General features: G+C 68.1%; 8 protein-coding genes. 5 read left to right on the top strand and 3 right to left on the bottom strand.

Annotated elements, in window-relative coordinates; translation table 11 throughout:
• Complete coding sequence (locus tag AU197_RS14890; RefSeq protein WP_064403479.1) at positions 1 to 3222, top strand: arabinosyltransferase domain-containing protein; 3222 nt, start codon at positions 1 to 3, stop codon at positions 3220 to 3222.
• Between the two features lie 52 nt (positions 3223 to 3274).
• Here the strand turns inward: AU197_RS14890 and AU197_RS14885 are convergent, their stop codons facing one another.
• The 3 genes from AU197_RS14885 to AU197_RS14875 all read right to left on the bottom strand — a co-directional run bounded on the left by AU197_RS14885 (position 3275) and on the right by AU197_RS14875 (position 6058).
• The gene (locus AU197_RS14885) at positions 3275 to 4237 is read right to left on the bottom strand and encodes a type IV toxin-antitoxin system AbiEi family antitoxin domain-containing protein (RefSeq protein WP_082696687.1); all 963 of its coding nucleotides are present in this window, start codon (positions 4235 to 4237) and stop codon (positions 3275 to 3277) included.
• 109 nt (positions 4238 to 4346) lie between these two features.
• Complete coding sequence (locus AU197_RS14880; protein ID WP_064403794.1) at positions 4347 to 5702, bottom strand: permease prefix domain 1-containing protein; 1356 nt, start codon at positions 5700 to 5702, stop codon at positions 4347 to 4349.
• Positions 5702 to 6058: a PadR family transcriptional regulator gene (locus AU197_RS14875; RefSeq protein WP_064403478.1), complete on the bottom strand. Its 357-nt coding sequence runs from the start codon at positions 6056 to 6058 to the stop codon at positions 5702 to 5704. Before AU197_RS14875 ends, AU197_RS14880 begins: the two co-directional genes overlap by 1 nt.
• Before the next feature lie 107 nt (positions 6059 to 6165).
• On the opposite strand from AU197_RS14875, the gene AU197_RS14870 reads away from it, so the two are divergent.
• The 4 genes from AU197_RS14870 to folE all read left to right on the top strand — a co-directional run bounded on the left by AU197_RS14870 (position 6166) and on the right by folE (position 14397).
• Positions 6166 to 9426: an arabinosyltransferase domain-containing protein gene (locus AU197_RS14870; RefSeq protein WP_064403477.1), complete on the top strand. Its 3261-nt coding sequence runs from the start codon at positions 6166 to 6168 to the stop codon at positions 9424 to 9426.
• Positions 9423 to 12632 (top strand): arabinosyltransferase domain-containing protein, encoded by a 3210-nt coding sequence (locus AU197_RS14865; RefSeq protein WP_064403476.1) that lies wholly within the window; start codon positions 9423 to 9425, stop codon positions 12630 to 12632. Before AU197_RS14870 ends, AU197_RS14865 begins: the two co-directional genes overlap by 4 nt.
• Before the next feature lie 113 nt (positions 12633 to 12745).
• Positions 12746 to 13654 (top strand): MBL fold metallo-hydrolase, encoded by a 909-nt coding sequence (locus AU197_RS14860; protein WP_064403475.1) that lies wholly within the window; start codon positions 12746 to 12748, stop codon positions 13652 to 13654.
• A gap of 119 nt (positions 13655 to 13773) precedes the next feature.
• Positions 13774 to 14397, top strand: a complete 624-nt coding sequence (gene folE, locus AU197_RS14855) for a GTP cyclohydrolase I FolE (RefSeq protein WP_064403793.1) — start codon at positions 13774 to 13776, stop codon at positions 14395 to 14397.

Raw genomic sequence — 14397 nt, 5'->3', positions numbered from 1 at the left:
GTGGTCGGTGAAGCCGGGGTCGGGGCGAACCATCGGACGGTGCGGCTGATAGCCATCGTTGCGGGGTTGCTCGGGGCACTTCTGGCCGTCGCGACGCCGTTGATGCCGGTCACGCAGACCACCGCGCAACTGAAGTGGCCGCAGAACGGCGTTCTGCAGAGCGTGGACGCCCCGCTCATCGGTTACGTCGCCACCGACCTGGAGATCTCGGTGCCGTGTCGAGCGGCGGCCGGGCTGGCCGGGGGCCGCACGGTGCTGTTGTCGACCGTGCCCAAACAGGCGCCCAAGGCCATCGACCGCGGCCTTCTCATCGAGCGGGTCAACGACGACCTGCTGGTGATCGTGCGCAACACCCCGGTGGTCAGCGCGCCGCTGGCCCAGGTGCTCAGCCCGCAGTGCCAACGGCTGACCTTCACCGCACACGCCGACAAGGTGACCGGCGAGTTCGTCGGTCTCGTCCAGGGCCCGGGACGGATTCCCAGCGAGGATCCCGGCGAACCGCTGCGCGGCGAGCGCGGCGGCTACGACTTCCGCCCCCAGATCGTCGGCGTCTTCACCGACCTCAGCGGTCCCGCGCCACCGGGCCTGGAGTTCTCCGCGACGCTCGACACCCGCTACAGCACATCGCCCACCTTGCTCAAGACGCTGGCGATGATCATCGGGGTGGCGATGACCGTCATCGCGTTGGTCGCGCTGCATCTTCTCGACACCGCCGATGGTCGCCGCGTCAGACGGTTCCTGCCCCCGCGGTGGTGGACACTGCGACCGCTCGACGGCGTCGTCACCGCGGTGCTGGTGTGGTGGCACTTCGTCGGCGCCAACACCGCCGACGACGGCTACATCCTGACGATGGCGCGGGTCTCCGAGCACGCCGGCTACATGGCGAACTACTACCGGTGGTTCGGCACGCCGGAGGCGCCGTTCGGCTGGTACTACGACCTGCTGGCGTTGTGGGCGCACGTCAGCACGAACAGCGTGTGGATGCGGCTGCCGACGTTGGTGATGGCACTGGCGTGCTGGTGGGTCATCAGCCGTGAGGTGATCCCGCGCCTGGGCCACGCGGTGAAGCAGACACCGGCGGCGGCGTGGACGGCAGCGGGCCTGTTCCTGGCGTTCTGGCTGCCGCTGAACAACGGGCTGCGGCCCGAACCGATCATCGCGCTCGGCATCCTTCTGACCTGGTGCTCGGTCGAGCGGGGGGTGGCCACCAGCAGGCTGCTGCCCGTGGCGATCGCGATCATCATCGGTGCGCTCACGTTGTTCTCCGGTCCGACCGGCATCGCCGCCGTCGGCGCGCTGCTGGTAGCCGTCGGACCCCTGAAAACCATTGTCGCCGCGCATGTCTCACGCTTCGGCTACCTGGCGCTGCTGGCGCCGATCCTGGCCGCGGCCACCGTGACGATCATCCTGATCTTCCGGGACCAGACGCTGGCCTCCGAACTGCAGGCCAGCGCCTTCAAGTCCGCGGTCGGGCCGAGCCTGAGCTGGTTCGACGAGCACATCCGCTACGAGCGGCTGTTCACGCTGAGCCCCGACGGTTCGGTGGCGCGCCGGTTCGCGGTGCTCATGCTGTTGATCGCACTCGCCGTTGCAGTCGCGATGGCGTTGCGCAAGTACAAGATTCCCGGCACCGCGTTGGGACCCAGCCGCCGCATCATCGGCATCACGGTCATCTCGTTTTTGGCCATGATGTTCACGCCGACCAAGTGGACCCACCACTTCGGTGTGTTCGCCGGGCTGGCCGGCTCGCTGGGCGCACTGGCCGCGGTCGCCGTGACCGCCGCGGCGATGCGCTCGCGCCGCAACCGCTCGGTATTCGGCGCCGCGGTTCTGTTCGCGATGGCGCTGTCGTTCGCCACCGTCAACGGCTGGTGGTACGTGTCGAACTTCGGTGTGCCGTGGTCGAACGCCATGCCGGAGTGGAAGTTCGGCTTCTCGACGATCCTGCTCGGGCTGTCCGTGCTGGCGTTGCTCGCCGCGGCGTGGTTCCACTTCTCCGGGCGTGACTCGTCGCCGCCGGGCCCGCAGCGGCGCTGGCAACGAATACTGCAGGCGCCGTTGGCCATCGCCACCTGGCTGCTGGTGGTCTTCGAGGTGCTCTCGCTGACGCTCGCCATGATCGACCAGTACCCGGCGTGGAGTGTGGGCCGGTCCAACCTCGAAGCCGTGACCGGGAAGACGTGCGGGATGGCCCAGGACGTGCTCGTCGAGGAGGATCCCAACGTCGGCATGCTGACGCCGATCGACACGCCCGTCGGTGAGGCGCTCGGCGCCGGCACCGCACAGGGGTTCAACCCCAACGGGATTCCCAGCGACGTCTCCGCCGACGAGACCATGAGCGGACAGGGCACCTCCACCAACTTCGCCGACACCGACAGCGAAGACGACCAGGCGGGCAACGGTGGGACCGAGGGCGGCACGACCGCCGCCGCCGGTGTCAACGGTTCACGGGCCCGGCTGCCCTACAAACTCGATCCGGCCACCACCCCCGTGATGGGCAGCTGGCGTGCCGGCACCCAGCAGCCCGCGCAGCTGCGCTCGGCGTGGTACCGGCTGCCGGACCGTGACGACGCCGGCCCGCTGCTGGTCGTCTCGGCGGCCGGCCGGTTCGACGCGGGTGAGGTCACGGTGCAGTGGGCGACCGACGAGCAGGCCGCCGCCGACGAGCCGGGTGGTGCGATCGGGTTCGCCGACGTCGGCGCCTCCCCCGCGTGGCGCAACCTGCGGGCGCCCCTGGCCGCGATACCGCGCGACGCCACTCAGATTCGATTGGTGGCCTCCGACGACGACCTCGACCCCCAGCACTGGATCGCGGTGACGCCACCCCGGATCCCGGAGTTGCGCACGCTGCAGGATGTCGTCGGATCGTCCGACCCGGTGCTGCTCGACTGGCTGGTCGGGTTGGCATTCCCGTGCCAGCGGCCGTTCGGCCACCAGAACGGCGTCGTCGAGGTGCCCAAGTGGCGGATCCTGCCCGACCGGTTCGGGGCCGAGGCGAACTCGCCGGTGATGGACTACCTCGGTGGCGGGCCGCTCGGCATCACCGAACTGCTGGTGCGGGCCACGACGGTGCCGACGTATCTGCAGGACGACTGGTTCCGGGACTGGGGCTCGCTGCAGCAGCTCACGCCGTGGTACCCGAACGCCGCGGAGGCCCGTCTCGACCTCGGCACGGCGACGCGCAGCGGGTTGTGGAGCCCGGCGCCGCTGCGGTTGTCGTGATCTGTTGCCGATTGCCCTTAGCTGGTTGATCGCACGCACCTGGTGCATGCGATCAACCCGTTAGTGCGACCGCGGGACCGCATGCCGGGCACGCGCGCACGCGACCCGTCCAGCCGCGACGCTTGAGCACGCCGCCGATCAGCTGCGCGGTGCGGCATGTATCGCCGAAGACCAATCCGTAGGTGAGCCGAATGGTGACCAGATCCGACCGGCTCAGCTCCGCGAGATCACGCAGCGCATCGCGGTCGCGGTCGCGCGGCGAATCGTGGAAGGCGCGGCCGTCGAGCTCGACGACGACCCCTTGGCGCCCGTAGCGCACATCCTGGTAGGTGGCCCGGCCGGTCGCGGTGCTACGAGTCTGCCGCTTTCCTTCGGGCAACCCGTGCGCTCGTTCGACCCGAAGCAGGTAACCGCGCTCCAGCACCGAACACGCGCCGTCGCGAAGGTCGGTGAGCATCGTCTCCAAGGTGCGCCGCCCCGGGACACGCCGGCGAGTTTCCAACGTCTGCAGTATCCGCTGCGGGGTGGTGCGCCACGTTGCACACACTCGCGCCAACGCTGCGAACGCCGCCGCGACGTCCTCCTCTCGGAGTTCGGCGCCGATTACGTCGATCAGCGCGTGCTCCACTCGAATCGCCGGAGGATTGCGAAAGAGGTCGGCACGGTGTGCGAAGTCGGGCGTCCGGTGCAGCACGATGCTCGGCAGCGTCCGCAGATTGCGCGACGAGTCGATCGCGATGTGTACGACAGTCAGCGGCGGATCGGGCAGTGCCGAGGCGTGAGACAGCGCCGCCGGCCAGAACGCCAGCACCGCGGCCCAGTGCCGCTGCGTCAGGGTGAGGCGGCCACTGTGATTGACGTAGACACCGCGCGCAAGCGGTATCAATTCGCGACGGCGCACCAGTCGGGCGATATCGAAGTCGGTGCCACCCGCGGCCAGTACTTGGCGACGCGCGAGCAATCCGTCCTGCGACGCCGTGGTGGCCGCGACGTGCCCGAGATGCCAGCGCGTCACACGGATAAGCGTGTACCCGCCGCCGAACCACGACCAGCTGATGCCGGCCCGGCTGTGGATAACCGCTTACCCGGTGGATCGCACGCACGTGGTGCGTGGAATCAACCCGTTAGATGAACCCGAAGAGCGGCGGCATCGCGACCACCACAAGCGCGGCCCACGCGCCGTAGACCGGGAGGTAGCGGGTCTGCCAGCGTTCAACGTCGCCGAACGGCCGTCGTCGCCGCAGGAAGCCGAGCACGAGCCAAGCCGACCAGACCAGGTTGACCAGCAGCACCAGGTTCAGCCCGAGCGCGGCGACCTTGTTCGGGCTGTAGCCGAACTCGGCGATGCGGATGAGCATCGCGGCGAGCATCAGGATGTCGACGGCCAGCGCGCTGAGCACGAGAACCAGTTGCAGCCAGTCGAACACGGCAGGCGGAGCCAGCGGGTCGCGGGCGGAGATCGCATACAGCAGCAGACCGAGCACCAGAACGAGGATGAGGTCCATCAGGATCAGCAGGTTGCGATCCACACCGATGACGCTGCCGGCCGACGAGAACGCCACCAGCAACGCGAGCAGCATGATGATCGTCAGCGGTGTGAACACCCGCGTCAGGACCGGCGCGATGTTCTCGATGACGTTCTGCTTGGCTTCGACCAGCCGCGCCGCGACGATGATCGCCGTCGGCACGATGATGGGCAGCGCCCACAGGCTGACGAAGTCCTCCAGGTCCACGTCGATGGCGTCGAAGGCGCCCGCGGTCAACATCATTAGCACCCCGACGCCCATCATCAGCAGCGTGAAGTAGACGACGAATTCTCCGGTGAAGCGGATGAAATCCATTCGGCGCGAATGGGAGCGCCACCGCGCGCCGACGTAGGCGAGGCCGACGAGCAGCCACAGCACGATCGGCGTATGGATCGCTGCCAGCACCTCGGTGTCGCGGTGGTCCCAGAAGTCGTCGCCGAAAGGGTAGGTGTTCAGCACGAGGGCCACCACGGCGGCGGGCACCATGAGCAGCGCCCACTGCCGCAAGTGCAGTCGTCGCTTCCAGGCGAAATAGCCCACCAGGAACGGGAATACGAAGAACCCCGCGTTTCGCACGAAGGTGAGGTCGTCGCCGAGCCACGCGAAGCCCAACCTGACCGCAATGCCCGCACCGAGCCCCAGCGTGAGCACGACGAGCAGTTCCCGATGAGGCCGGGCCTCGACCGTCTCCTCTGACACGAGCACCAGCTGCTTCCACAACCGGTCGGAGTGCTCGCGGGCGAACTCCCGCGAGATCGCGTCGACGTTGCCCATCCGCTTGACCGCGACCAGGAACGACTCATCTCCGGAGAGCCCGGCGCGCGACAGATCGGCGATCTGCTCGCGGAGGTGATCCTCCATCTCGTCGACATCGGCCGCGGCGATGGCTCGGTGTCGCTGTACGTAGCCACGCCAATGGGCGATCTGGGATTCCAGCTCACTGTCGGCCTGCATCACGCCCACCCCGGAGCTGCATCGGTAGGCATGCTCTTCCAGACACGTTCCAAAGCCTCGGCGACGACGGTCCACTGCCGGTGCCGTTCGGCGAGCGTCTGCCGGCCGGCGGCGGTGATCGCGTAATGCTTACGTCGGCGGCCGCCCTCGGAGACCCGCCAGTGCGCCGAGACGTAGCCCAGTCGTTCCAGCCGGTGCAGAAGCGGATAGAGCATGCCGTCGGTCCACTGCATCCGGCCGCCCGACAACTCGTTGACCCGCTTGATGAGCGCGTAACCGTACGACTCGCCGTCTGCCAGAATCCCGAGGACGAGAGGTGTGGCGGAGGCAGCCACCAGATCTTTCTCGATGTGCACGCCTGCGGCTCCTATACCTAGAACTGCTAGGTCACACCCTAGCAGTTCTAGGTATATTGGCCTGGCGTCACCGACTCCGAGTATTTCGTCGCCTACCATCGACGCTCGTGCCTGCTCATCGAATCGCGCGACTGATCGCCGTCGTCGCAGGCATCGCCGGTGTACTGCTGTGCGGGCTGGTCCCGCTGCTGCCGGTCAAACAGACCACTGCAACCATCCTGTGGCCGCAGGGCACCGGTCCCGACGGTTTCGTCAGCGACATCACCGCCCCGCTGGTCTCCGGCGCGCCGCAGGCCCTCGACATCTCGATCCCCTGCCGGGCCGTCGCCACGCTGCCCCCAGACGGTGGCCTGGTGTTGTCGACAGTCCCACCGGGCGGAATCGATGCCAGCCGCAACGGGCTGTTCGTGCGCGCCACCGAAGACGTCGTCGTCGTGGCGTTCCGCGACTCGGTCGCCGCCGTCGCACCGCGCCCGGCCGTGGAGGGCGGCGCCTGCAGCACGCTGCACATCTGGGCCAACCCCGGCGAGGCCGGCGCCGACTTCATCGGGCTCCCCGGGGCCGCGGGGACCCTGCCTGCCGAGGAGAAGCCGCAGGTTGCGGGCGTCTTCACGGATATGGAGGTCGCGCCACAGGAGGGGCTGTCGGCGCGCGTCGACGTCGACACCCGGTTCATCACCTCGCCCACCGCGCTCAAGCTCGCCGTGATGGTGCTGGGGGTCTTGTGTGTGATCGCGTCGATCGTCGCGTTGGCGGTGTTGGACCGCCACAGCGGACGCCGGGTGGCGCGCGCCTGGCGGCGGTTCTGGCGGGTGGGCTTCTGGCACTGGGTGGCCGACCTCGCCGTCGTGGGCACCTTGCTGCTGTGGCACGTCATCGGCGCGCTGTCGTCGGACGACGGCTACAACCTCACCATCGCCCGGGTCTCGGCCGACGCCGGCTACACCGCCAACTACTACCGCTTCTTCGGCGCCACGGAGGCCCCGTTCGACTGGTACCAGTCCCTGCTCGCGGCGTTCGCCTCGGTCAGCACCGCGAGCGTGTGGATGCGGGTGCCCGCGACGCTGGCGGCGATCGGCGCGTGGTTGATCGTCAGCCGCTGCATCCTGCCCCGCCTGGGCCGTCGACTCGCCGCCAACCGGGTGACGGTGTGGACGGGCGGGGCCGTGTTCCTGGCGGCGTGGCTGCCGTTCAACAACGGCCTTCGACCCGAACCGCTCATCGCATTCGGAACCGTCGCCGTGTGGGTGCTGGTGGAAAACGCCGTCGCCACCCGGCGGACGTGGCCGGCCGCGCTGGCCGTCGTCGTCGCGGTGTTCAGCGTGACGCTGGCGCCGCAGGGGCTGATTGCGATCGCGCCCCTGCTGGTCGGGGCCCGCGCAATCGTCCGCACCATTCGCGCGCGCCGTCCGGTCGACGGTGTGCTGGCGCCGCTGGCCGCGCTGCTGAGTGCGCTCGCCCTGATCTTCGTGGTGGTGTTCCGCGACCAGACTCTGGCCACGGTCGCCGAGTCGGCCCGCATCAAGTACGTCGTCGGCCCGACCATCGCGTGGTACCAGGAGTTCCTGCGCTACTACTTCCTGACCGTCGAGGACAGCGTCGATTCGTCGCTGACCCGACGCTTCGCGGTTCTGGTGCTGTTGCTCTGCCTGTTCGGGATGCTCGCGGTGCTGCTGCGGCGCGGCGGTGTCCCCGGCATGGCGCGCGGTCCGGTGTGGCGGCTGATCGGGTCGACGGCGATCGGCCTTCTGCTGCTGACGTTCACGCCCACCAAGTGGGCGGTGCAGTTCGGCGCCTTCGCCGGCCTGGCGGGTGCGCTCGGCGCGGTGACTGCGTTCGCGTTCAGCCGCGTCGGGCTGCACAGCCGCCGCAACCTCGCGCTCTACGTCACCGCGCTGTTGTTCGTATTGGCCTGGGCCACATCGGGTATCAACGGCTGGTTCTACGTCGGCAATTACGGTGTGCCGTGGTTCGACAAGCAGCCCGTGATCGCCGGCATCCCGGTGACAGGGATCTTCCTTGCGCTGGCGATCATCACCGGACTGCTCGCCGGGTGGCTGCACTTCCGCATCGACTACGCCGGGCACACGGAGGTCGCCAACACCAAGCGCAACCGCGTGCTCGCCTCGACCCCGCTGCTGGTGGTGGCGACGATCATGGTGGTGCTCGAGGTCGGCTCGATGGCCAAAGGCGCCGTGCAGCGCTACCCCGTCTACACCACAGCCAAGGCCAACTTCTCGGCATTGAAGTCCGGTCTCTCGGACACCAGCTGCGCGATGGCCGACGATGTGCTCGTCGAGCCGGACACGAATGCCGGTCTGCTGCAACCGGTTCCGGGACAGCGCTTCGGAGAGTACGGCCCGCTCGGCGGGGAGGACCCCGTCGGCTTCAACCCCAACGGCGTCAGCGACACCCTCGAACCGCCAGAGCCGATCACCGCCAACCCGGGCACGGTCAACTCCGACGGATCGCCGAACGAACCGAACATCGGCATCGGCTTCGCCGCGGGCACCGGCGGCGGCTACGGACCCGTCGGCGTGAACGGTTCGAACGTGTTCCTGCCGTTCGGACTCGACCCGGAACGAACGCCGGTGATGGGCAGCTACGACGAAAATACCGTCGCGGCCAAGGTGACGTCGGCGTGGTACCAACTGCCACCACGCACCCCGGACCGGCCGCTGGTCACCGTCGCGGCCGCGGGAGCGATCTGGTTCTACGAAGAGGACGGCTCGTTCAATTACGGGCAGTCGCTGAAGCTGCAGTGGGGTGTGCACCGCCCCGACGGCAGCTATGCGCCGCTGACCGAGGTGCAGCCGATCGACATCGGACCCGGCCCCCAAAAGGCCTGGCGCAACTTGCGTTTCCCGCTCACGTCGGCGCCGCCGGAGGCCAATGTCGCGCGCATCGTCGCCGATGACCCCAACCTGTCCACCGACCAGTGGTTCGCGTTCACCCCGCCGCGGGTGCCGGTGCTGGTGACGGCGCAGGAGTTCCTCGGCTCGCAGACGCCGGTGCTGATGGACATCGCAACGGCCGCGAACTTCCCCTGCCAGCACCCGTTCTCCGAACATCTCGGCATCGCCGAACTGCCGCAATACCGCATCCTTCCGAACCTCAAGCAGGTGGTCGTGTCCTCGAACCAGTGGCAGTCGGCCGAGGACGGCGGTCCGTTCCTGTTCATCCAGGCGCTGTTGCGCACCGCGACCGTGCCCACCTACCTGCGCGACGACTGGTACCGCGACTGGGGTTCGATCGAGCGCTACCTGCGGGTGGTGCCCGAATCCGAGGCCCCCGACGCCGTCGTCGAACAAGGAGCGGTGCGCGTGTTCGGTTGGAGCCGTAACGGACCCATCAGGGCGTTGCCATGACGCGGCCGTTGACTTCGGACGTGCGGATTGCCCGCTGGGTGGCGGCGATCGCGGGGCTGATCGGCTTTGTGCTCTCGGTGGCGACGCCCCTGCTGCCGGTGGAACAGACCACGGCGACGCTGAACTGGCCGCAGCAGGGTCAGGTGAACAGCGTCACCGCGCCGTTGATCACGCAGACGCCGGTGCGGATGACGGTGACGGTGCCGTGCGAGGTGATCCGCACGATGCCGCCGCGCGGCGGAATGGTGCTGGGCACCGCGCCCAAGGACGGTAAGCAGGCCGCGCTGCAGAGCCTGTTCGTCACGGTCAACACACAACGCGTCGACATCACCGACCGAAACGTGGTGGTGGCCAGCGTCCCCCGGGCCCGGGTGGTCGGCACCGGCGACACCCCGGGATGTTCACGCATCGAGATCACCTCCTCCGAGGAGGGCACGTTCGCGACCTTCGTCGGGCTGACGAAAGCCGACGGCTCACCGCAGTACACCGGTTTCCCGGACCCGAACCTGCGCCCGGCGATCGTCGGCGTGTTCACCGATCTGACCGGCCCCGCGCCGCCGGGGTTGAGCCTGTCGGCCGAGATCGACACCCGGTTCACCACCGAGCCAACGCCGTTGAAGCTGACGGCGATGGTGCTGGCCATCGTGTCGACGGCGATCGCTCTGCTCGCGCTGTGGCGCCTGGACCGCATGGACGGCAGGCGGATGCGGCGGCTGATCCCGCAGCGGTGGCGCACGTTCACCCCCACCGACGTGGTGGTGGTCGGCGGCTTCGCCCTCTGGCACGTGATCGGGGCCAACTCCTCCGACGACGGCTACATCCTGGGGATGGCCCGGGTGGCCGGACATGCGGGGTACATGTCGAACTACTTCCGATGGTTCGGCAGCCCCGAAGACCCGTTCGGCTGGTACTACAACCTGCTGGCGATGATGACCAGCGTCAGCGACGCCAGCATCTGGATGCGGCTGCCGGACCTGGTGTGCGGAATCGTGTGCTGGCTGTTGCTTTCTCGCGAGGTGCTGCCGCGGCTGGGCCCGGCCGTCGCCGCGAGCAAACCGGCGCTGTGGGCGGCGGGTCTGGTGCTGCTGGCGGCGTGGATGCCGTTCAACAACGGTCTGCGCCCCGAGGGCCAGATCGCCACCGGCGCGCTCATCACCTATGTGCTGATCGAGCGGGCCATCACCTCCGGACGGCTCACCCCCGCGGCGTTCGCGATCATCACGGCGGCGTTCACGCTCGGCATCCAGCCGACGGGCCTGATCGCGGTCGCCGCGCTGCTGGCAGGCGGCCGACCGCTGCTGCGCATCCTGGTGCGTCGACGCCAGGTGGTGGGCGTCTGGCCGCTGGTGTTGCCGCTGCTGGCCGCGGGAACGGTGATCCTGACGGTCGTGTTCTTCGACCAGACCATCGCAACCGTGTTGGAGGCCACCAGGATTCGCACCGCTATCGGCCCGAACCAGGAGTGGTACACCGAGAACCTGCGTTACTACTACCTGATCCTGCCGACGGTCGACGGATCGCTGTCGCGTCGCTTCGGGTTCCTGATCACCGCGCTGTCGCTGTTCGCATCGATGTTCATCCTGTTGCGGCGCGGACGCGTGCCCGGTGTGGCACGGGGTCCCGCGTGGCGGCTGATCGGCATCATCCTGGGCACGGTGTTCTTCCTGATGTTCACCCCCACCAAGTGGGTGCACCACTTCGGTCTGTTCGCCGCGGTCGGCGCCGCGATGGCAGCGCTGGCGACCGTGCTGGTCTCGCCTGCGGTGCTGAGGTGGTCACGCAACCGGATGGCCTTCCTGGCCGCCGTGTTGTTCGTGCTCGCACTGTGTTTCGCGACCACCAACGGCTGGTGGTACGTCTCCAGTTACGGCGTCCCCTTCAACAACGACGAACCCGCAATCGGTGGCGTCACCGTCAGCACGATCTTCTTCGCGCTGTTCGCGATCGCCGCGATATGGGCGGCCTGGCTGCACTTCTCGTCGCGGACCCGCGGAGAGGGCCGCATCGCCCGGGCGCTGACCGCGGCGCCGATCCCGGTTGTCGCGGGCTTCATGGTGGTGGTGTTCGTCGGTTCGATGCTCGTGGGCGCGGTTCGCCAGTACCCCACCTACTCGAATGCGTGGGCCAACCTGCGCGCCTTCGCCGGCGGCTGCGGCCTGGCCGACGACGTACTCGTCGAACCCGACGCCAACGAAGGCTTCCTGACCGCCCTGCCCGGGCAGTACGGACCGTTGGGTCCGCTGGGCGGAGACCGGCCCGTCGGGTTCACCGCCGACGGCGTGCCGGAAAAGATTGTCGCCGAGGCTATCCGGATGAACCTGCCGATGCCCGGCACCGACTACGACTGGGACCAGCCGACCGAGCTGAGGCGGCCCGGGGTCAACGGGTCCACGGTGCCGCTGCCGTACGGCCTCGACCCGAGCCGGGTTCCGTTGGCGGGCACCTACGTCGAGGGACCCCAGCAGCAGAGCCGGCTGGCGTCGGCCTGGTACGAACTGCCCGCCCCCGACGACGCGCACCCGCTCGTCGTCGTCACCGCCGCCGGAACCATCACCGGCGACAGCGTGTTCAACGGGCGCACCGAGGGCGAGACGGTCGAATTGGAGTACGCGCGCCGGGCTCCCGACGGCGCCCTGGTACCCGCCGGCCGGATGGTGCCCTACGACCTAGGCCCGATCCCGTCGTGGCGTAACCTGCGCTTCCCCCGCGCCGACATCCCCGCTGACGCCGTCGCCGTTCGCGTTGTCGCCGAAGATCTCTCGCTCACGCCGGGCGACTGGCTCGCGGTGACTCCACCCCGGGTGCCCGAACTTCGGTCGGTACAGGAGTACGTGGGCTCCGAGCAGCCGGTGTTGATGGACTGGGCCGTCGGCCTGGCGTTCCCGTGCCAGCAGCCGATGCTGCACGCCAACGGCGTCACCGAGATTCCGAAATTCCGCATCACTCCGGACTACAACGCCAAGCGCAAGGACACCGATACGTGGCAGGACGGCCTCAACGGCGGCCTGCTGGGGATCACGGATCTGCTGATGCGCGCGCACGTGATGGCGACGTACCTGTCGGAGGACTGGGGCCGGGACTGGGGCTCGCTGCGCCGGTTCGAGATGACCCCTGAGGCGCAAGGCGCGACGCCGGCGACGCTGGACTTCGGCACTGCCACCCGCAGCGGTCTGTACAGCCCGGGCCACATCCGCATCAAGCCGTAAGGGCGCGAGCGTGCGAGTCTGCACACGACACGCCACAGATCTGCAACGCATCGCGCACATTCGCAGAGCCGCGAGCGTGCCCCACTGCAGACCGGTCCTCTAGCCTGGAGGCCGTGGACCGGATCCGGTGGGGCGGCGCGACACTCACACGCGCGGTGGAATGGCAGGTCGACACCTTGCCGAGGGCGATTTTTCCGCACACCCCCGCGGAGGTCTGGGACCAGCATGCCGACGAGCTCTCGCCGACCTACTGGACCGACGCCGGATGGCGCATCATCATGCAGATCTGGGTGATCGAGGTCGACGGCCTGACGGTGCTGATCGACACCGGCGCGGGCAACGGCAAGAGCCGGCCGCAGATGGCTGTGCTCTCCGACCTGCAGACCGAGTTCCTTTCCGCGTTGTCCGCCGCGGGATTCGACCCCGCCGACGTGGACGTGGTCGTCAACACGCACCTGCACTTCGACCACGTCGGCTGGAACACCGTGCGAGACAACGGGTCCTGGGTCCCGACGTTTCCCAACGCGCGCTATCTCGTATCCGAAGCCGACTACCGTCATTTCGGGCCCGATGGCCCCGCGCAGTCGACGACGCCGCGCACAGAGGACGAGGAATCCGTTCAGCGACACGTCCGAACCGTGTTCGAGGACAGTGTTTCCCCGGTGCAGGAACAGACGGAACTGTGGTCGGGTGACCATCAGCTCAGCGAGTCGCTGTGGCTGCGCCCCGCGCCGGGTCACACCCCGGGTTCGTCGGTGGTGTGGCTCGACGCCGGCCGGCCCGCGGTGTTCGTCGGCGATCTGACGCATTGTCCCATCCAGGTTCTCCGACCGGAGGATCCCTGCGCCTGGGACGAGGACTTCACGAAGGCCGCGACAACACGCAAGCGCATCCTCACCGAGGCGTCGCGGCGGCGCGCCGCGGTGGTGCCCGCGCACTATCCCGGTCACGGCGGCGCCACCGTCGTCGCCCGCGGTGACGCATTCATGTTCGACGACTGGCTCCCGTTTCCGTCGATCTGAATTTCACAAATCAACTGACGACGAGGTAAAGCCTCTGCTAGTAGTAATTTGAAGCTGCCCGAAAGACTTCGGCAGCAAATTACATTGTGGCGCTTTCTGCATGCGGCGAGGAGGCATTCATGTTGCAGACTCCCGAAGCGCCGCATACCGGAAACGGTCAACTACCGCAGGCCCGCGTATTCGATCAGGAGGCGGTCGAAGCCGCCATTTTCGATCTGCTCGTCGCCATTGGTGAAGATCCCCACCGCGACGGGCTGCGCGACACTCCTGCACGGGTCGCGCGGGCATATCAAGAGACTTTTGCAGGTCTGTACGCCGATCCTGACGACGTTCTCACGACGATGTTTGATGAGCACCACGGTGAACTCGTGCTGATCAAGCAAATTCCGATGTACTCCACATGTGAACATCACCTGGTTTCTTTCCACGGAGTCGCCCATGTCGGCTACCTGCCCGGCGAGGACGGCCGCGTCACCGGCCTGTCGAAAATAGCGCGTCTGGTCGACCTGTATGCCAGGCGCCCACAGGTGCAGGAACGGCTGACCGGGCAAATAGCCGAGGCGGTCATGAACAAATTGCATCCTCGTGGCGTAATTGTCGTCATCGAGGCTGAGCACCTGTGTATGGCGATGCGCGGTGTGCGAAAGCCGGGCGCTGTCACGACGACGTCCGCGGTGCGCGGGCAGTTCCAGACCGATCCGGCGTCCCGGGCGGAGGCGCTGCATCTCCTCTTACGAAGGTGA

This window comes from Mycobacterium sp. IS-1590 (genome assembly GCF_001500025.1).
GTDB lineage: Bacteria > Actinomycetota > Actinomycetes > Mycobacteriales > Mycobacteriaceae > Mycobacterium.
Note: the sequence above shows the minus strand (reverse complement) of the source record. Positions and strands in the feature narration are given on the sequence as shown.

Excerpts from the sequence above, each read along its gene's own strand:
- AU197_RS14880 (WP_064403794.1), bottom strand. The coding sequence starts at position 5,702 with ATGCAGGCCGACAGTGAGCTGGAATCCCAGATCGCCCATTGGCGTGGC.
- AU197_RS14865 (WP_064403476.1), top strand. The coding sequence starts at position 9,423 with ATGACGCGGCCGTTGACTTCGGACGTGCGGATTGCCCGCTGGGTGGCG.
- folE (WP_064403793.1), top strand. The coding sequence starts at position 13,774 with ATGTTGCAGACTCCCGAAGCGCCGCATACCGGAAACGGTCAACTACCG.